Source organism: Streptomyces sp. NBC_01352 (assembly GCF_036237295.1).
Taxonomy (GTDB): Bacteria; Actinomycetota; Actinomycetes; order Streptomycetales; family Streptomycetaceae; genus Streptomyces; species Streptomyces plumbiresistens.
Window position 1 is genome coordinate 5,115,416 of record NZ_CP108354.1, and the last position, 18,363, is coordinate 5,133,778.

Annotated in this window: 17 protein-coding genes; 9 read left to right on the forward strand and 8 right to left on the reverse strand. The window is 70.5% G+C overall.

Annotated features, from left to right (window positions below; all coding sequences use genetic code 11):
• Positions 1–99 precede the first annotated feature (99 nt).
• On the forward strand, positions 100–1,080 hold the full coding sequence (locus OG252_RS23685; protein ID WP_266435943.1) for an ATP-binding protein: 981 nt from the start codon (positions 100–102) through the stop codon (positions 1,078–1,080).
• A gap of 3 nt (positions 1,081–1,083) precedes the next feature.
• Here the strand turns inward: OG252_RS23685 and OG252_RS23690 are convergent, their stop codons facing one another.
• The gene (locus tag OG252_RS23690; RefSeq protein WP_266435944.1) at positions 1,084–2,358 is read right to left on the reverse strand and encodes a hypothetical protein; all 1,275 of its coding nucleotides are present in this window, start codon (positions 2,356–2,358) and stop codon (positions 1,084–1,086) included.
• Between the two features lie 310 nt (positions 2,359–2,668).
• Between OG252_RS23690 and OG252_RS23695 the strand changes: the two genes are divergently transcribed.
• The 6 genes from OG252_RS23695 (at position 2,669) to OG252_RS23720 (ending at position 10,718) form a co-directional block, all read left to right on the forward strand.
• Entirely contained in the window at positions 2,669–5,086 is a 2,418-nt protein-coding gene (locus tag OG252_RS23695; protein WP_329338486.1) for a bifunctional SulP family inorganic anion transporter/carbonic anhydrase, read from the forward strand.
• A 255-nt stretch (positions 5,087–5,341) separates the two neighbouring features.
• Positions 5,342–7,300 (forward strand): acetate--CoA ligase, encoded by a 1,959-nt coding sequence (gene acs / locus OG252_RS23700; RefSeq protein ID WP_266435946.1) that lies wholly within the window; start codon positions 5,342–5,344, stop codon positions 7,298–7,300.
• Between the two features lie 168 nt (positions 7,301–7,468).
• Positions 7,469–8,905, forward strand: coding sequence for a Na+/H+ antiporter NhaA (gene nhaA, locus OG252_RS23705; RefSeq protein WP_266435948.1), 1,437 nt, complete (start codon positions 7,469–7,471; stop codon positions 8,903–8,905).
• Positions 8,906–8,981: 76 nt separating this feature from the next.
• A complete protein-coding gene (locus tag OG252_RS23710) occupies positions 8,982–9,473 on the forward strand; it encodes a phage holin family protein (protein ID WP_266435950.1) in 492 nt (163 codons plus the stop codon).
• Positions 9,470–10,408, forward strand: coding sequence for an alpha/beta fold hydrolase (locus OG252_RS23715; protein ID WP_266435952.1), 939 nt, complete (start codon positions 9,470–9,472; stop codon positions 10,406–10,408). Before OG252_RS23710 ends, OG252_RS23715 begins: the two co-directional genes overlap by 4 nt.
• Positions 10,409–10,535: 127 nt before the next feature.
• Complete coding sequence (locus OG252_RS23720) at positions 10,536–10,718, forward strand: hypothetical protein (protein ID WP_266435954.1); 183 nt, start codon at positions 10,536–10,538, stop codon at positions 10,716–10,718.
• Between the two features lie 62 nt (positions 10,719–10,780).
• Here the strand turns inward: OG252_RS23720 and OG252_RS23725 are convergent, their stop codons facing one another.
• From OG252_RS23725 to nth, 3 genes are all read right to left on the reverse strand, one after another.
• On the reverse strand, positions 10,781–11,980 hold the full coding sequence (locus OG252_RS23725; RefSeq protein ID WP_266435956.1) for a MarP family serine protease: 1,200 nt from the start codon (positions 11,978–11,980) through the stop codon (positions 10,781–10,783).
• A 48-nt stretch (positions 11,981–12,028) separates the two neighbouring features.
• Complete coding sequence (locus OG252_RS23730) at positions 12,029–12,730, reverse strand: NUDIX hydrolase (RefSeq protein ID WP_266435958.1); 702 nt, start codon at positions 12,728–12,730, stop codon at positions 12,029–12,031.
• 82 nt (positions 12,731–12,812) lie between these two features.
• Positions 12,813–13,742 (reverse strand): endonuclease III, encoded by a 930-nt coding sequence (gene nth / locus OG252_RS23735; RefSeq protein WP_329338493.1) that lies wholly within the window; start codon positions 13,740–13,742, stop codon positions 12,813–12,815.
• 252 nt (positions 13,743–13,994) lie between these two features.
• On the opposite strand from nth, the gene OG252_RS23740 reads away from it, so the two are divergent.
• Entirely contained in the window at positions 13,995–14,669 is a 675-nt protein-coding gene (locus OG252_RS23740) for a Crp/Fnr family transcriptional regulator (protein WP_030043265.1), read from the forward strand.
• Positions 14,670–14,796: 127 nt separating this feature from the next.
• The gene (locus OG252_RS23745) at positions 14,797–15,615 is read left to right on the forward strand and encodes a nucleotidyltransferase domain-containing protein (RefSeq protein WP_329338495.1); all 819 of its coding nucleotides are present in this window, start codon (positions 14,797–14,799) and stop codon (positions 15,613–15,615) included.
• Here OG252_RS23745 and OG252_RS23750 read toward each other — a convergent pair.
• The 4 genes from OG252_RS23750 to OG252_RS23765 form a co-directional block, all read right to left on the reverse strand.
• A complete protein-coding gene (locus tag OG252_RS23750) occupies positions 15,612–16,442 on the reverse strand; it encodes an MBL fold metallo-hydrolase (protein ID WP_266436013.1) in 831 nt (276 codons plus the stop codon). The two genes, OG252_RS23745 and OG252_RS23750, sit on opposite strands and share 4 nt — an antisense overlap.
• Positions 16,439–17,320 carry an NUDIX hydrolase gene (locus OG252_RS23755; RefSeq protein ID WP_329338498.1) on the reverse strand — a complete coding sequence of 294 codons (882 nt, stop codon included), beginning with the start codon at positions 17,318–17,320 and terminating at the stop codon, positions 16,439–16,441. Before OG252_RS23755 ends, OG252_RS23750 begins: the two co-directional genes overlap by 4 nt.
• Before the next feature lie 418 nt (positions 17,321–17,738).
• Positions 17,739–18,206 (reverse strand): RidA family protein, encoded by a 468-nt coding sequence (locus tag OG252_RS23760; RefSeq protein ID WP_266436017.1) that lies wholly within the window; start codon positions 18,204–18,206, stop codon positions 17,739–17,741.
• Positions 18,203–18,361: a DUF4177 domain-containing protein gene (locus OG252_RS23765; RefSeq protein WP_020129281.1), complete on the reverse strand. Its 159-nt coding sequence runs from the start codon at positions 18,359–18,361 to the stop codon at positions 18,203–18,205. The genes OG252_RS23760 and OG252_RS23765 overlap by 4 nt, the downstream gene beginning before the upstream one ends.
• Between the last annotated feature and the right edge of the window lie 2 nt (positions 18,362–18,363).

Genomic DNA, 18,363 nt, shown 5'->3' on the forward strand with positions numbered 1-18,363 from the left:
GTACGACCCTACGCAGCCCGGACGCGCACCCCACGAAGGAGTGGTCTTCTTCACGCACACTCGCCACTTACAGCTATTCCGCAACTACGCTTGGTGAACATGAAAATTGCTTTCGTCGGGAAGGGCGGCAGCGGCAAGACCACCCTGTCCTCCCTGTTCATCCGCCACCTCGCGACCACGGGGGCGCCGGTCGTCGCCGTCGACGCCGACATCAACCAGCACCTGGGCCCGGCCCTCGGCCTGGACGAGGCGGAGGCGGCCGCGCTGCCCGCGATGGGCGAGCGCCTGCCGTTGATCAAGGACTACCTGCGCGGCTCCAACCCCCGCATCGCCTCCATCGAGACGATGATCAAGACAACCCCGCCCGGCGACGGCTCCCGGCTGCTGCGGGTGCGCGAGGACAACCCGGTGTTCGATGCCTGCGCCCGGCCGGTGGAACTGGAGGGCGGTGCCGTCCGTTTGATGGTCACCGGCCCCTTCACGGACGCCGACCTGGGCGTCGCCTGCTACCACTCCAAGACCGGAGCGGTGGAGCTGTGCCTGAACCACCTCGTCGACGGCCCCGACGAGTACGTCGTGGTGGACATGACGGCGGGCTCGGACTCCTTCGCCTCCGGCATGTTCACCCGCTTCGACATCACGTTCCTCGTCGCCGAACCGACCCGGAAGGGAGTCTCCGTCTATCGCCAGTACAAGGAGTACGCCCGCGACTTCGGCGTCGCCCTGAAGGTCGTCGGCAACAAGGTGCAAGGTCAGGACGACCTCGACTTCCTTCGCGCCGAAGTCGGGGACGACCTGCTCATCACGGTGGGGCACTCCAACTGGGTGCGCGCGCTGGAGAAGGGCCGACCGCCCCGGTTCGAGCTCCTGGAGGACGCCAACCGCCGCGCCCTGAGCCGGTTGCAGTCGGCCGTCGACGCGACGTACGAACTGCGCGACTGGGAGCGCTACACACACCAGATGGTGCACTTCCACCTGAAGAACGCCCGGTCCTGGGGCAACGAGCGCACCGGGGCCGACCTGGCGGCGCAGGTCGACCCCTCCTTCGTACTCGGCGAGAGCGTCGCGGCAACCGCCTGACGGCTATTGCCGGTTGGCCGCCGGCGCCCCGGGCACGCCCTTCGGGGCCGGGGCCGGACGTCCCGACAGGAAGGACGCCCAGCTCTGCTTCGGGGCCTCGCCGACCTTCAGGGAGCGCAGCTTCTGAAGGGTCTTCGGGTCCTGGGCGTCCAGCCAGTCGGCGAGCTGCCGGAAGGACACGCAGCGCACGTCGGGCTTGTTGCAGACGCCCTCGATGACCTCCTCGACGGCCCGCATGTAGGTGCCGCCGTTCCAGGACTCGAAGTGGTTGCCGATGATCAGGGGCGCGCGGTTGCCGTCGTAGGCCCGGTGGAAGCCCGTGAGGAGGCCGTCGCGCATCTGGTCACCCCAGAGGCCGTGTTTCCTGGGGTCACCCTGGGTCCTGGTGCCCGACTGGTTGACCATGAAGTTGTAGTCCATCGTCAACTGCTCGTAGGAGTGTCCGGGGAACGGCACGAGCTGCATCGACAGGTCCCACAGGCCTTGCTTCTTCTTGGGCCAGACCTGGTCGCTGACACCGCTGGTGTCGTAGCGGAAGCCCAGCTCGCGGGCGGCCTTCATGAAGTTCTTCCGGCCCTCCAGGCAGGGCGTGCGGGCGCCGATGAGCTCCTTGTCGTAGTCGAAGGGCAGCGGGGAGGCGTTCTTCATGCCGGTGTTGGTCTTCCAGGACTTCACGAAGTGCTTCGCCTGAGCGATCTCGTCCTTCCATTCCTCCACCGACCACTCGCCGACCCCGCCGCCGCTGCCGCAGAAGTGGCCGTTGAAGTGGGTGCCGATCTCGTTGCCCTCCAGCCACGCCATGCGCAGCTGCTTGACGGTCTCGGCGATGCCCTCCTCGTCGTTGAAGCCGATGTCGGAGCGGCCCGGGGAGTGCTGCGGCGGCCGGTACAGGTCGCGCTTCTCCTCCGGCAGCATGTACACGCCGCTGAGGAAGTACGTCATCGTCGCGTTGTTCGCCTTGGCGACCTTGCGGAAGTGGGAGAACAGCTTCTGGCCGTCCTCGCCGGCGCCGTCCCAGGAGAACACCACGAACTGCGGGGGTTTGTGGCCCGGCTTGAGGCGGTCGGGGCTGGGCAGGTGGGGCTGGGCTCCGGTGTACGAGGTGGAGCCGTCGCCGATCAGGCGGACCGCGCTCTTGGGCGCCTGGGCGGGCTCCGCCTTCTGCGGCCCCGGCGCTCCTTCCTTCGAACCGTCGCTGCCGATCGCGCAACCGGCCAGGGACGCGGCACAGACCGCGGCGATCACGGCGCCCGCGGCGATCCTCTGGGTGGCGGCCATGTTCCGCCCACCTTCTTCCTTCTCTCGGCCGACGCCGGTGAGGGCGTGTTGTGGCCGCCAAGCTCGCACGGGACCGAGAAGGAATTAGTACGACAAGCCGATCAAATGGGTGCTTCATCACTCCGAGTGACTGATTCACCCATTTGCCCGGAAAATCTATGCTCGGTCTTTACTCTGCATTACGATCCATTTACTGAGCGTTGAATCATCCCGCCGCTGCACGCCGTGACCCACGGCCGCCGACCCGACCCCCCGCCGACGGGGGACCACCAGATCCGCGACCGCGCCGCCCCGGAGGAGACGGGAAAACATGTCAGCCTGCGTCCCCACCCGCACCGCCGACTCGACTCGGCCGAAGGCCATCAACCCGCCCCACAACCCGCCGCCGTCCTCGCCCCGCCGTTTCCGCATCGCGGGCGCCGACATCTCGGCCTCGATCGCGGTCTTCCTGATCGCCCTGCCCCTGTCCCTCGGCATCGCCCTCGCCACCGGTGCGCCACTGCAGGCCGGACTCGTCGCCGCCGCCGTCGGTGGCCTCGTCGCCGGCCGGCTCGGCGGCGCCCCGCTCCAGGTCAGCGGTCCCGCCGCCGGGCTCACCGTGGTCACCGCCGACCTCATCCAGCGCTACGGCTGGCGGACGACCTGCGCCATCACCGTCCTGGCCGGCCTCGCCCAACTCGGCCTCGGCTGCCTGCGCGTGGCCCGCAGTGCCCTCGCCGTCAGCCCCGCGATCGTGCACGGAATGCTCGCCGGCATCGGCGTCACCATCGCCGTCGCCCAGCTGCACATCGTCCTCGGCGGCACTCCGCAGAGCTCCGTCCTCGACAACGTGCGTGCGCTGCCCGCCCAGTTGGCGGACCTGCACCCGGCCGCCGTGTCGGTGAGCGCGCTGACCCTGGCCCTGCTGCTGCTCTGGCCGCGGATTCCCGGTCGGGCCGGACGCCTGCTGCGCCGGATCCCGGCCGCGCTCGTCGCCGTCGCCGGGGCCACCGCCGCCGCCTCGCTCGCCGGGCTGACCCTGCCCAAGGTCGACCTGCCGTCCTGGCGCAGCCACGCCCTGGCCGGGCTTCCCGAAGGCCCGGTGCTCGGCCTGGTCGCCGCCGTGCTCACTACCACGCTGGTGTGCAGCGTGCAGTCGCTGCTCGGCGCGGTCGCCGTGGACAAGCTGGTGGCCGGCCGCCCCGGCCTGCCCGCCCGCGTCTCGCGCTCCGACCTGGACCGCGAACTGCTCGGACAGGGCGCCGCCAACATCGTCTCCGGCTCGCTCGGCGGCCTGCCCGTCGCGGGCGTCGCCGTGCGCAGTTCGGCGAATGTCCAGGCCGGTGCCGTCAGCCGGAACTCCACGATGGTGCACGGCGTTCTCGTAGTAGTCGCCGCCCTGCTGATGGTCCCGATCCTGGAGTTCATCCCGCTCGCCTCGCTCGCCGCCCTGGTGATGGCCGTCGGCATCCAGATGGTGTCCCTGCACCACATCCGCACGGTGACGCGCCACCGAGAAGTGCTGGTGTACGCCGTCACCACACTCGGCGTGGTCCTCCTCGGCGTCCTGGAGGGCGTGACGCTCGGCATCGCCGTCGCCGTGGCCGTCGCCCTCAACCGCCTCGCCCACACCCGCATCACGCACGAAGAGAAGGAAGGAGTCCATCACGTACACGTACGAGGACAGCTGACGTTCCTCGCGGTGCCCCGGCTCAGCCGAGCCCTGCATCTCGTACCCCAAGGCGTCCACGCCGTCGTGGAGTTGGACGGGTCGTTCATGGACCACGCGGCGTACGAGACACTGCAGGACTGGCAGAACACGCACACCGCGCGGGGCGGCACCGCCGAACTCACCGGCCGCCGCGCCGGCGTCCGGATCGGTGAGCCCGGAACCACGGCCGACCTCCACCCCGGGGACGGGGACAGCGAATCGGCCACCGACACCGCCGGCTGCCGCTGCCGCCCCTGGACGGCCTGGCGCAACCACCAGTGCGACCGACCGCAGGCCGCGTCACCCCACGACGGACGTAGCGGCGGGCCCGGCACACCGGGCGCACCCGGCCGCGCGCCCGGTGAGGCGAGCGGGCATGAACTGGCACGTGGCATCAGCGCGTTCCAGCGCCACACCGCACCGCTCGTGCGGGGTGAGCTGGCCCGGCTGGCGCGCGAGGGGCAGCGGCCGTCCCAGCTCTTCCTCACCTGTGCCGACTCGCGCCTCGTCACCTCGATGATCACCTCCAGCGGGCCGGGCGACCTGTTCGTGGTGCGGAATGTGGGCAACCTCGTTCCGCCGCCCGGCGAGGAGAGCGGGGACGACTCGGTGGCGGCCGCGATCGAGTACGCGGTGGAGGTGCTGAAGGTGCGTTCCATCACGGTGTGCGGGCACTCCGGGTGCGGGGCCATGCAGGCGCTGCTCAACTCCGAGCCCGGGGGCGCCCAGACGCCGCTCAAGCGGTGGCTGCGGCACGCTCTGCCGAGCCTGGAGTGCCTGGCCGACGACAGCCGGCCGTGGGCCCGACTGGCCGGACGGGCACCCGCCGACGCGGTCGAGCAGCTCTGTCTGACCAATGTGGTGCAGCAGTTGGAGCACCTGCGCGCCCACGACTCGGTGTCCCGGGCCCTGCGGGACGGGGCGCTGGAGCTGCACGGAATGTACTTCCACGTGGGAGAGGCCCAGGCGTACCTGCTTACCGGGATGGACGGGGACGAGGTCTTCGACCGTGTGCGGGCGGCCGACGTCTCGGTGTGATGCCGAGGCCTGCTGCGGGTGTGCGGCCCTCGGGCTGAGAGCCGCACACCCATCCCGGTGTGAAAGGCGTTACATCGGCTGAACTCTGCCTGGTCGGCGTCCGTGGGTACGGATGACCCCGGCCGGCCGAAACGGACGTCCACAGACGCACATACAGGTCTAAACCAATTTTCCGTCGCCCCTTGTCACCGGGCCGCCGGGTCTGATGAGCTGTGGCCTGGGACACAGCGGACAACCCTGGGATTGGGAGATGTCGTGAGCAACGAAAGCCTGGCCAACCTGCTGCGCGAGGAGCGCAGGTTCGCACCCCCCGCCGACCTGGCCGCGAACGCCAACGTCACCGCGGAGGCGTATGAGCAGGCCAAGGCTGACAGGCTCGGCTTCTGGGCCGAGCAGGCCCGCCGGCTGACCTGGGCCACCGAGCCGACCGAGACGCTGGACTGGTCGAACCCGCCGTTCGCCAAGTGGTTCAAGGACGGCGAGCTCAATGTGGCGTACAACTGCGTGGACCGGCATGTGGAGGCAGGGAACGGCGACCGGGTCGCCATCCACTTCGAGGGCGAGCCCGGCGACAGCCGCGCCATCACCTACGCCGAGCTCAAGGACGAGGTCTCCAAGGCCGCGAACGCTCTGCTGGAGCTGGGAGTTCAGAAGGGCGACCGGGTCGCCGTCTACATGCCGATGATTCCCGAGACGGCGATCGCGATGCTCGCGTGCGCCCGGATCGGCGCCGCGCACTCCGTCGTCTTCGGCGGCTTCTCGGCGGACGCGCTCGCGACCCGCATCCAGGACGCGGACGCCAAGGTCGTCATCACCACCGACGGCGGCTGGCGGCGCGGCAAGCCGTCCGCGCTCAAGCCGGCCGTCGACGACGCGGTCGCCCGCGTGGAGAACGTCGAGCACGTCCTCGTCGTCCGCCGTACCGGCCAGGAGGTGGCGTGGAACGACAGCCACGACGTCTGGTGGCACGAGATCGTCGAGCGGCAGTCCGCCGAGCACACGCCGGAGGCGTTCAACGCCGAGCACCCGCTGTTCATCCTGTACACGTCCGGTACGACGGGCAAGCCGAAGGGCATCCTGCATACCTCCGGCGGCTACCTGACGCAGACCGCGTACACCCACCACGCCGTCTTCGACCTCAAGCCGGAGACCGACGTCTACTGGTGCACCGCCGACGTCGGCTGGGTCACCGGCCACTCGTACATCGTCTACGGCCCGCTCGCGAACGGCGCCACGCAGGTCATGTACGAGGGCACGCCGGACACCCCGCACCAGGGCCGGTTCTGGGAGATCGTGCAGAAGTACGGGGTGACCCTCCTGTACACCGCGCCCACGGCGATCCGCACGTTCATGAAGTGGGGCGACGACATCCCCGCGAAGTTCGATCTGTCCTCGCTGAGGATCCTCGGCTCCGTGGGTGAACCCATCAACCCCGAGGCCTGGATGTGGTACCGCAAGCACATCGGTGCCGACCGGACGCCCATCGTCGACACCTGGTGGCAGACCGAGACCGGCGCGATGATGATCTCGCCGCTCCCCGGTGTCACGGCGACCAAGCCCGGTTCCGCGCAGACGCCGCTGCCCGGCATCTCCGCGACCGTCGTCGACGACGAGGCGAACGAGGTGCCCAACGGCGGTGGCGGCTACCTGGTCCTCACCGAGCCGTGGCCGTCGATGCTGCGCACCATCTGGGGCGACGACCAGCGGTTCCTCGACACGTACTGGGCGCGCTTCGAGAGCAAGTACTTCGCCGGCGACGGCGCGAAGAAGGACGACGACGGCGACATCTGGCTGCTGGGCCGGGTGGACGACGTGATGCTGGTGTCGGGCCACAACATCTCCACCACCGAGGTCGAGTCGGCCCTCGTCTCCCATCCGGCAGTCGCCGAGGCGGCCGTCGTCGGCGCGGCGGACGAGACCACCGGCCAGGCGATCGTCGCCTTCGTGATCCTGCGCGGCACGGCGAACGCCGAGGACGAAGGCCTCGTCGCCGACCTGCGCAACCACGTCGGCACCACCCTCGGCCCGATCGCCAAGCCCAAGCGGATCCTGCCGGTGGCCGAGCTGCCGAAGACCCGCTCCGGCAAGATCATGCGCCGCCTGCTGCGGGACGTGGCCGAGAACCGCCAGCTCGGTGACGTGACGACCCTGACGGACTCGACGGTCATGGACCTCATCCAGGCGAACCTGCCGGGGGCTCCCAGCGAGGACTGAGTACGGCCGCATGGGGCACCCGTGACAAGCGCGCCGGGTGCCCCATACGCGCCTAACGTAGGAATCGCCGGATTCCTCCCCCGCTTATATTAGGTAGACTAACCAAATAGGTGCGCCGGGAAGTCTGGTCGGCAAGTGCTCCATGCTGCCCACCGACCGGAGGTCCCCGTGACCGCGCCCCGCCCCACCGCCCCTCGCAAGGCCTTCGGCCGGCTCTCCCTCCCCGAGCGGACCTTCGTCGCGGACGCGCTGCGCACCGAAACCGTCGGCGGTGTCCTGCTCCTCATCGCCGCGGTCGCCGCGCTGATCTGGGCGAACGTCCCCGCGCTGGGCGACAGCTACGAGAGCGTCAGCCACTTCCACCTCGGCCCCGCGTCCCTCGGCCTGGACATGTCGGTCGCGCACTGGGCCGCCGACGGGCTCCTCGCGGTCTTCTTCTTCGTGGCCGGCGTCGAGCTCAAGCGCGAACTGGTCGCCGGTGATCTCAAGGACCCCAAGGCGGCCGCGCTGCCCGTCGTCGCCGCCCTGTGCGGGATGGCCGTACCGGCACTCGTCTACACGCTCACCAACGTCACCGGCGGCGGCTCGCTCCAGGGCTGGGCCGTCCCCACCGCCACCGACATCGCCTTCGCGCTCGCCGTACTCGCGGTGATCGGCACCTCCCTGCCGAGCGCGATGCGCGCGTTCCTGCTCACCCTCGCCGTGGTCGACGATCTCTTCGCGATCCTGATCATCGCGGTCTTCTTCACCGACAGCATCGACTTCGCCGCGCTCGGCGGCGCGGTCGTCGGCCTCGCCGTCTTCTGGCTGCTGCTGCGCAAGGGCGTACGCGGCTGGTACGTGTACGTCCCGCTCGCGCTCGTCATCTGGGCGTTGATGTACAACAGCGGCGTCCACGCCACGATCGCGGGCGTCGCGATGGGCCTGATGCTGCGCTGCACGACCCGCGAGGGCGAGCAGCACTCCCCCGGTGAGCACATCGAGCACCTCGTACGTCCGCTCTCGGCGGGCTTGGCCGTGCCGCTGTTCGCGCTGTTCAGCGCTGGTGTCTCGGTCTCCGGAGGCGCGCTGGGGGACGTGTTCACCAGGCCGGAGACGCTCGGCGTGGTTCTCGGTCTGGTCGTCGGCAAGGCGGTCGGCATCTTCGGCGGGACCTGGCTGACGGCCCGCTTCACCCGGGCCTCGCTCAGCGACGACCTCGAGTGGGCCGACGTGTTCGCGGTCGCGACTCTCGCCGGCATCGGCTTCACCGTCTCGCTGCTCATCGGCGAGCTGGCCTTCGACGGCGACGCGGCGCTGACGGACGAGGTCAAGGCCGCCGTACTCACGGGGTCCGTCATCGCGGCCGTGCTGGCGACCGTGCTGCTGAAGATACGGAACGCCAAGTACCGCCGCCTGTGGGAGGCCGAGGAGCGCGACGAGGACCTCGACGGGATCCCGGACGTCTACGAGGAGGACGAGCCGGAGTACCACCTGCGGATGGCCGCGATCTACGACCGCAAGGCCGCAGAGCACCGCCGGATCGCCGAAGCGAAGGCCGCCGAACGCCACGCGCTTGCCGAAGTGACGGGCAGGGCAGGCGATGAGGACGGTCGTCCGGCATGATCTGACGGGACGGCACAAAAGGACTGTTCCCAGTCAGGCACATCAGTCAGGCACACAGCAGAAAAGGGAGAACGCGATGAGCGCACCCGACGGCAGCCCGGTCGGCGCCGAACGCAGCATCGGCCAGTTGTTCGCCTCGGCGACGACCGAGATGTCCGCGCTGGTGCACGACGAGATCGCGCTGGCGAAGGCACAGCTGAAGCGGGACGTGAAGCGCGGCGCGACGAGCGGCGGCGCGTTCACCGTGGCCGGGGCGATCCTGCTCTTCTCACTGCCGATGCTGAACTTCGCGCTGGCGTACGGCATCCGCACCTGGAGCGACTGGAACCTCGCGATCTGCTTCCTGCTGTCCTTCGCGGCGAACGTCCTCGTGGCGCTCGTCCTCGCCCTGATCGGCGTCGTCTTCGCGAAGAAGGCGAAGAAGAGCAAGGGCCCGCAGAAGGTCGCCGCCTCGATGAAGGAATCCGCGGGCGTCCTGCAGAACGCCAAGCCGCACCCGCGCCCGGCCCTGGAGGACGGGCTCCCGGACGCCAAGGCCATCGAGGCTGTGGCACGCTCATCCTCATGACGGATCCCGCGACACCCTCGTCCCAGCCGGCCTCGGTCGTACGACCGGACGGCCCCTGGACGCACCGGGAGGTCGCCGCCAACGGCGCGCGCTTCCACATCGCGGAGATGGGTGACGGGCCGCTGGTGCTGCTGCTGCACGGCTTCCCCCAGTTCTGGTGGACCTGGCGGCACCAGCTGCCCGCACTCGCCGACGCCGGCTTCCGGGCCGTCGCCATGGACCTGCGCGGCGTCGGCGGCAGCGACCGCACCCCACGCGGCTACGACCCGGCCAACCTCGCCCTCGACATCACCGGCGTGATCCGCTCCCTCGGCGAGCCGGACGCCGCGCTGGTCGGCCACGACCTGGGCGGCTACCTGGCGTGGACGGCCGCCGCGATGCGCCCCAAGCTCGTACGGCGGCTCGCGGTCGAGTCGATGCCGCACCCCCGGCGCTGGCGCTCGGCGATGCTCGCGGACGTCAAGCAGACCACGGCGGGTTCCTACATCTGGGGGTTCCAGCGGCCCTGGATCCCTGAGCGGCAGCTCACCGCCGACGACGGCGCGCTCGTCGCCCGTCTCATCCGGGACTGGTCGGGACCGCGCCTGCCGGACGACGACGCGGTGGACGCCTACCGCCGCGCGATCTGCATCCCCTCGACCGCACACTGCTCGATCGAGCCGTACCGCTGGATGGTGCGGTCGATGGCGCGTCCCGACGGCATCCAGTTCAACCGGCGGATGAAGCGTCCGGTGCGCGTGCCGACCCTCCACCTGCACGGCTCCCTCGACCCGGTGATGCGGACGCGCAGCGCGGCCGGCTCCGGCGAGTACGTCGAAGCGCCGTACCGCTGGCGGCTGTTCGACGGTCTGGGGCACTTCCCGCACGAGGAGGACCCGGTCGCCTTCTCCACCGAACTCATCAACTGGCTGAAGGATCCCGAACCCGATCGGTGACCGTTCCGATGCGCCCGGTATCCGGACGTGAACACGTGTCCTACGAACGGCCACTTGCCCGGCGCATAGGCCAATTGGGGGGCCAGGGGGCGGTTATCGACCTTGGGGCAGGGGCACACGTCCGGGTATGGGCTGGACGCACGACTACAGTGACGCAGCACGCAATCGACGCTCGGGCAGCGGCCTGGGCTCCCACCAACGAGGGGGTTCCCCGCACATGGCGGGGACGGACCTGAGGGTGGGCATTCCGCGCATTCTGCGCCGCCGGGCCCGCTGGGTCTCGGTACGCCTGCGTCATCCGCGAGGCTGACGCCCCCCTTTTTTCTGCACCCGGGTTCGGGGGCGTTCCCGGACGTTCCCGACAGCCCGGGCTCAGAGCGCGCAGCTGTCGCTGTCCACCTGCTGGTTCGCGGTGCGCCCCTTGGCGATGTCCTCCTGGATCTCGTCCACGGTGAGCGCGTACCCGGTGTCGGCGTCGTCGAGGGACTTCGCGAAGACCACGCCGTACACCTTCCCTTCGGGGGTGAGCAGCGGGCCGCCGGAGTTGCCCTGGCGGACGGTCGCGTACAGCGAGTAGATGTCGCGACGCACGGTGCCGCGGTGGTAGATGTCCGCGCCGCTGGCCGTGAGGCGCCCGCGCACGCGCGCGGAGCGGACGTCGTACGCCCCGTTCTCCGGGAACCCGGCGACGATCGCGCTGTCCCCGCTGCTCGCGTCCTCGCTCGTGAACTTCAGCGCGGGTGCGCTCAGGTCCGGTACGTCGAGTACGGCGATGTCGCGCTCCCAGTCGTAGAGGACGACCGTCGCGTCGTACTTCTTGCCCTCACCGCCTATCTGGACGGTGGGCTCGTCGACGCCGCCGACGACATGCGCGTTGGTCATCACGCGGCGCTGCCCGAAGACGAAGCCGGTGCCCTCCAGGACCTTGCCGCAACTCTGGGCGGTGCCCATGACCTTGACGATGGAGCGCTGGGCACGGGCGGCCACCACGCTGTTGGCGAGGGCCGGATCGGGCGGCCGGACCTCCTTGATCGGCTCGTTGGCGAACGGGCTGAAGACCTGTGGGAAGCCGTTCTGCGCGAGGACCGAGGTGAAGTCCTTGAACCAGGTGTCGGCCTGACTGGGCAGCGCCTCCGACACCCCGAGCAGCAACTTGGAGCCGCGGACCTCTTTGCCCAGCGTCGGTATCGTCGTCTGCGCCAGCATGGAGCCGATCAGCCACGCGACCAGCAGCATCGCGAGGACGTTGACCAGGGCGCCGCCGGTCGCGTCCAGCGCGCGGGCCGGGGACCAGGTGATGTACCGGCGCAGCTTGCTGCCGAGATGGGTGGTCAGGGCCTGGCCGACGGAGGCGCAGACGATGACGACGACGACCGCGACGACCGCGGCGGTCGTGCTGACCTCCGCGTTGTCGGTCAGCGCGTCCCAGATGACGGGCAGCAGGTACACGGCCACCAGACCGCCGCCGAGGAAGCCGATCACCGACAGGATGCCGACGACGAAGCCCTGGCGGTAGCCGACGATCGCGAACCACACGGCGGCCAGCAGCAACAGGATGTCCAGCACGTTCACCGGCTCACGCCTCGCCTCATCACTTTGCACAGCACGGCAGACACCCTGTCATGCGCGCCAGTCGAGCGGGACCTGCTTATCGCGGTCCCAGGGGCGTTCCCAGCCCGAGTAGTGCAGCAGCCGGTCGATGATTCCGGCCGTGAACCCCCACACGAGGGCCGATTCGACCAAAAATGCCGGGCCTCGGTGGCCGCTGGGGTGAACGGTGGTGGCGCGGTTGTCAGGGTCCGTGAGATCCGCCACGGGGACGGTGAAGACCCGCGCGGTCTCGTTCGGATCCACCACCCCCACCGGGCTCGGCTCCCGCCACCAGCCCAGCACCGGCGTCACGACGAAGCCGCTGACCGGGATGTACAGCTTGGGCAGCACGCCGAAGAGCTGGACGCCGGCCGGGTCGAGCCCGGTCTCCTCCTCGGCCTCACGCAGGGCCGCCCACAGGGGGCCGTCGCCCTTCGGGTCGCCGTCCTCCGGGTCGAGCGCGCCGCCGGGGAAGGAGGGCTGGCCGGCGTGGGAGCGCAGCGAGCTCGCCCGCTCCATGAGCAGCAGCTCGGGGCCGCGCTCGCCGTCGCCCTCGCCGAAGAGGACCAGGACGGCGGACTGCCGCCCCGCGCCGTCCTTGGGCGGCAGGAAGCGGCTGAGCTGCAGGGGCTCGACGGTCTCCACCGCGTGCACCACCGGATCCAGCCAGGCGGGCAGGCCCTCCTTGCTGAGTGTCACCGAACCGCCCCGTGTGTTGCTCGCCCGCGTCATCGCCACCCCCGTCGTCCTGCTGGATCCAACGCCCCACGGCCCCGAGATCGTTCCTGGGAACGTGCCCAAAGGCAGAAGCGTGTCATCCCGCCCCCAGCGGCGGCGCGGGTTTCCCGCCCGCGTCCAGATATGCCTGCGGGGGCTTCAGGCGCTGGCCCGGGAAGCCGCCCTTCTCGTACTTGAGGAGCTTCTTCGCCTTCTCCGGGTCCGTCTCGCCCTCGCCGTACGCCGGGCAGAGCGGGGCGATGGGGCAGGCGCCGCAGGCGGGCTTGCGGGCGTGGCAGATACGGCGGCCGTGGAAGATCACGTGGTGCGAGAGCATCGTCCACTCGCTCTTGGGGAAGAGCGCGCCGACGGCGGCCTCGATCTTGTCGGGCTCGGTCTGGTCGGTCCACCGCCAGCGCCGCACCAGCCGCTGGAAGTGCGTGTCCACGGTGATGCCCGGCCGCCCGAAGGCGTTGCCCAGGACGACGAAGGCGGTCTTGCGGCCGACTCCCGGCAGCTTGACGAGGTCCTCGAGCCGCCCGGGGACCTCTCCGCCGAACTGCTCCACCAGGGCCTTCGACAGCCCTATCACCGACTTGGTCTTGGCCCGGAAGAAACCGGTCGGGCGCAGGATCTCCTCGACCTCCTCCGGGTTGGCCGCCGCCAGGTCCTCCGGCGTCGGGTACTTGGCGAAGAGGCCGGGCGTCGTCTGGTTGACCCTGAGGTCGGTGGTCTGGGCGGACAGGACCGTGGCGACGACCAGCTGGAAGGGGTTCTCGAAGTCCAGCTCGGGGTGGGCGTAGGGATAGACCTCCGCGAGCTCGCGGTTGATACGGCGGGCTCGGCGGACCAGAGCGGTGTGCGACTCGCTCTTCTTCCCCGGACTCGCCTTCACCTCACTGGCCGAAGCCACCGCTCGCTTCGCCGGAGCCACCGCTTTCACCGCAACTTTCTTTGTCGCTTTTGCCGTTTTCTTTCCGCCGGCAGGGTCCTGTTCGCCCACGGCGGAATTTCGACGTACAACCACCCGCCCAGCCCCCTAGGCCTGTGCTCTCACCGGCGATTTGGACACCCGGCCAGCCTAGAGCCCGGCACTGACATCCGCCCCGGACCCTGAAGATCAGCCCCCAATTGGACCCCTGCCGCTTACCCCGGCACACCTGTGCGGCATCCTTGTGACAGATCACACTGTTTGGACCGTCCGGCAAAATGGGGAACACGGTCCCCTGGTACCAAGGGGGAGCAAGATCCCCTGAGCAGGTCGACAAGGAGAGAACTCGTGGACGACGTTCTGCGGCGCAACCCGCTCTTCGCGGCGCTCGATGACGAGCAGTCCGCGGAACTGCGCGCCTCCATGAGTGAGGTGACCCTCGCACGTGGCGACTCCCTGTTCCACGAGGGCGACCCGGGCGATCGGCTCTACGTCGTCACCGAGGGCAAGGTGAAGCTCCACCGCACCTCCCCCGACGGGCGCGAGAACATGCTGGCCGTCGTCGGCCCCGGTGAGCTCATCGGTGAGCTGTCCCTCTTCGACCCGGGCCCGCGCACGGCGACCGCCACCGCGCTGACCGAGGTCAAGCTGCTGGGCCTCGGCCACGGCGACCTCCAGCCCTGGCTGAACGTCCGGCCCGAGGTGGCCACCGCCCTCCTGCGCGCCGTCGCCCGCCGCCTGCGGCGCACCAACGACGCGATGTCCGACCTGGTCTTCTCGGACGTCCCCGGCCGCGTGGCCCGCGCGCTGCTCGACCTCTCCCGCCGCTTCGGCGTGCAGTCCGAGGAGGGCATCCACGTCGTCCACGACCTCACGCAGGAGGAGCTGGCCCAGCTGGTCGGCGCGTCCCGCGAGACCGTGAACAAGGCGCTGGCCGACTTCGCGGGCCGCGGATGGCTCCGCCTGGAGGCAAGGGCCGTGATCCTGCTCGACGTCGAGCGGCTCGCGAAGCGCTCGCGCTAGGCACCCCAAGGCGTAGGTCGACGAGGGCCCCGTCTCCTGGGTGAGACGGGGCCCTCCTCGCGACCGCCGCGCCTCTCCGCGCCGTAAATGACGGGCTCGGGCCTGCCCTTCACGGCACAGTGATCCCATGGCCGAAACAGTTCGCCGCCCCGGGCTGGACACACAGGGCTTCATCGAGCGCGAGGGCTCCCTGGGACGCATCCCGCACGCCTTCCGCCCCGTGGTCGCCGCCGCCCGCGACCGTCTCCTGGACGTCTTCGGGGCCCGGCTGCACAGCGCGTACCTCTACGGGTCGATTCCGCGCGGCACCGCGCGCGTGGGCCGCAGTGATCTCGATCTGTTGCTCGCGCTGCGCGAGGAGCCCACCGACGCGGACCGGGACGACGCCCGCGACGTCGACGAGACGCTCGACAAGGAGTTCCCGCAGATCGACGGGAGCGGGACGCTACTGGTCAGCCGGGCGCAAGCGCTGAGCGACCTGGAGACGTACGACCTGGGGTGGTTCATCGCCTGTCTGTGCACCCCCCTGCTCGGCGAAGACCTGGCCGAATACCTGCCGCGCTACCGCCCCGACACCCTCCTGGCCCGCGAGACGAACGGGGACCTCGCCCTGCTCCTCCCCCGCTGGCGCGAGCGGATCGCCGCCGCCGACGACACCGAGGCCGCCCTGCGCCCCCTCGTACGCTTCATGTCCCGCCGCCTCGTCCGCACGGCGTTCACGCTCGTCATGCCCCGCTGGAACGGCTGGACGAGCGACCTGCGCGAGATGGCCGAGGCCTTCGCCGAGTACTACCCCGCGCGCGCGGAACAGCTGCGCACAGCGGCCGCCCTCGGCTTCGAGCCGGCCGGCGACGCGGCCGTCCTGCGCTCGTACGTCGACGACCTGGGACCGTGGCTCGCCGAGGAGTACGCGCGCGTACACGGCGTCAAAACCCCCAGGCCCTAGATGAGCCCGTGCTCCTCCAGGTACTCCAGCTGTGCCCGTACCGACAGCTCAGCAGCCGGCCAGAGGGACCGGTCCACGTCGGCGTACACATGGGCGACGACCTCGGCGGGCGTCCGATAGCCGTCCTCCACGGCCGTCTCGACCTGGGCGAGGCGGTGGGCGCGGTGGGCGAGGTAGAACTCGACGGCGCCCTGGGCGTCCTCCAGGACGGGCCCGTGGCCCGGAAGCACCGTATGGACCCCGTCGTCCACCGTGAGCGACCTGAGGCGCCGCAGGGTGTCCAGGTAGTCACCGAGGCGGCCGTCCGGGTGGGCCACGACGGTCGTACCGCGGCCCAGGATGGTGTCACCCGTCAGGACCGCCTGATCGGCCGGGAGATGGAAGCACAGCGAGTCCGCGGTGTGCCCGGGAGTCGGTACGACCCTCAGCTCCAGGCCACCGACCCGGATCACGTCCCCGGCGCCCAGCCCTTCCTCCCCCAGCCGCAGCGCCGGGTCCAGGGCGCGCACCTTCGTGCCGGTCAGCTCGGCGAAGCGGGCGGCGCCGGCCGCGTGGTCCGGGTGGCCGTGGGTGAGGAGGGTCAGGGCGACGCGCTTGCCGGCCTTCTCCGCCATGGCGACGACGTTGCGCAGGTGGCCGTCGTCCAGCGGCCCCGGATCGATCACGACGGCCGACTCCGAGTCGGGCTCCGCCACGATCCAGGTGTTCGTGCCGTCCAGGGTCATCGCGGAGGGGTTCGGCGCGAGGACGTTGACGGCACGCGGGGTGGCGGGACCCGACAGGACCGCGCCCCGTGGCTGGCCGGGAAGGGCTGCTGCGTCCGTCATGCGAGGGCTCCACCGGTCGGGAGGTCGGTCGGGATGTGCTTGGTGAACTCGTCGTGCCCGGGCCAGGACAGCACGATCTGCTCGCCCTCGATGCGCGCCCGCGCCAGGACAGGCGTCAGATCACGCTCCGGGGCAGCGGCGAGCGCCTGAGCGGCACTGCCGTACGGACTCAGCTGGCGCAGCGTCGCGATCGTCGGCGGCATCATCAGCAGCTCGCCCTTGTCGTACGAGCCCGCCGCGTCCTCGGGCCGGATCCACACCGTGCGATCGGCCTCCGTGGAGGCGTTGCGCGTGCGCTGGCCCTCAGGGAGGGCGGCGACGAAGAACCACGTGTCATAGCGCCGGGACTCGAACTCCGGGGTGATCCAGCGCGTCCAGGCACCCAGCAGATCCGAGCGCAGTACCAGTCCCCGCCGGTCCAGGAACTCGGCGAAGGACAGCTCACGGTCGACCAGAGCGGCCCGGTCCTCCTCCCAGTCCGGGCCCGTGGTGTCGCCGACCACGGAGTCCGACGCCGGGCCGGCGAGAAGGACGCCCGCCTCCTCGTACGTCTCCCGCACGGCCGCGCAGACGATCGCCTGGGCCGCCGCCTCGTCCACGCCGAGCCTGTCCGCCCACCACGCGCGCGTGGGGCCCGCCCAGCGGACGTGACGGTCGTCGTCACGGGGGTCCACACCGCCGCCCGGGTACGCGTACGCGCCTCCCGCGAAGGCCATGGAGGCCCGTCTGCGCAGCATGTGCACGGCAATGCCGGCGTCGGTGTCCTTCAGGAGCATGACGGTGGCCGCGCGCTTGGGACTGACCGGCGTAAGCGTGCCGTCCGTCAGGGCACGGATACGGTCGGGCCACTCCGGGGGGTACCACTGCCCGTTTGCCATGGGCGGAGGCTATCTCTTGGTGCGCGGATGTTCGAGAGCAGCCAGGTGCCGCCGCCGGCCTCGGGACGACGAGGTACCAGCCCCCTATCCACTCACCCGGCACGGACGCGGGCGTCCCTGGGGGCTCCGCCCCCAGACCCCCGGCCTATGCCCACCCACCACCCGACTCGGTGGGTCGAGGGGTGGGCCTCACCCGCCTCGGTCGGCCGAGAGGTGACGGTGGTCGGTCGGAAGGTGGACGCTCCCGCACTCGCGTACGGCAAGGGGCCGTGTCGGGGGGTGTCCGCCCGCAGCGGTTGGCGCGTCAACACGGGCGCGTTGGTAGCTGACCGATTCCGCGCCGTTCCGAGGACGGACACCCCCCGACACGGCCCCGACCCCCACACAACCGAAGGCGCACACGGCAGCCGCAGCCGCCCTACGCCCCCGTCAGCTCCACCTGAACCTCAACCTCCACCGGCGCGTCCAGCGGCAGCACCGCCACCCCCACCGCGCTCCGCGCATGCACGCCCTTGTCGCCCAGCACCTCACCCAGCAGCTCACTCGCGCCGTTGATGACGCCGGGCTGACCGGTGAAGTCGGACGCGGACGCCACGAAGCCGACCACCTTCACCACGCGCGCCACCCGGTCGAGGTCACCCGCGACGGACTTCACGGCGGCCAGGGCGTTCAGCGCGCAGATGCGCGCCAGCTCCTTGGCCTCCTCGGCCGTGACCTCCGCACCCACCTTGCCGGTGACCGGAAGCTTGCCCTCCACCATCGGCAGCTGGCCGGAGGTGTAGACGTACACACCGGACTGCACGGCCGGCTGGTACGCGGCGAGCGGCGGAACGACTGCCGGGAGCGTCAGCCCCAGCTCGGCCAGCCGCGCCTCGACCGAGCTCACGCCTTGGCCCGCTTCAGGTAGGCCACGAGCTGCTCGGGGTTGTTCGGCCCGGGCACGACCTGGACGAGCTCCCAGCCGTCCTCGCCCCAGGTGTCCAGAATCTGCTTCGTGGCGTGGACGAGCAGAGGCACGGTTGCGTATTCCCACTTGGTCATGC

Bases quoted from the DNA above. Each gene is read 5' to 3' on its own strand.
- OG252_RS23690 (WP_266435944.1), bottom strand. From the start codon at position 2,358: ATGGCCGCCACCCAGAGGATCGCCGCGGGCGCCGTGATCGCCGCGGTC.
- OG252_RS23765 (WP_020129281.1), bottom strand. From the start codon at position 18,361: ATGACCAAGTGGGAATACGCAACCGTGCCTCTGCTCGTCCACGCCACG.
- OG252_RS23730 (WP_266435958.1), bottom strand. From the start codon at position 12,730: ATGACGCGGGCGAGCAACACACGGGGCGGTTCGGTGACACTCAGCAAG.
- OG252_RS23720 (WP_266435954.1), top strand. From the start codon at position 10,536: ATGGGCTGGACGCACGACTACAGTGACGCAGCACGCAATCGACGCTCG.
- OG252_RS23745 (WP_329338495.1), top strand. From the start codon at position 14,797: ATGGCCGAAACAGTTCGCCGCCCCGGGCTGGACACACAGGGCTTCATC.
- OG252_RS23710 (WP_266435950.1), top strand. From the start codon at position 8,982: ATGAGCGCACCCGACGGCAGCCCGGTCGGCGCCGAACGCAGCATCGGC.
- OG252_RS23685 (WP_266435943.1), top strand. From the start codon at position 100: ATGAAAATTGCTTTCGTCGGGAAGGGCGGCAGCGGCAAGACCACCCTG.
- OG252_RS23750 (WP_266436013.1), bottom strand. From the start codon at position 16,442: ATGACGGACGCAGCAGCCCTTCCCGGCCAGCCACGGGGCGCGGTCCTG.
- OG252_RS23695 (WP_329338486.1), top strand. From the start codon at position 2,669: ATGTCAGCCTGCGTCCCCACCCGCACCGCCGACTCGACTCGGCCGAAG.
- OG252_RS23755 (WP_329338498.1), bottom strand. From the start codon at position 17,320: ATGGCAAACGGGCAGTGGTACCCCCCGGAGTGGCCCGACCGTATCCGT.
- OG252_RS23715 (WP_266435952.1), top strand. From the start codon at position 9,470: ATGACGGATCCCGCGACACCCTCGTCCCAGCCGGCCTCGGTCGTACGA.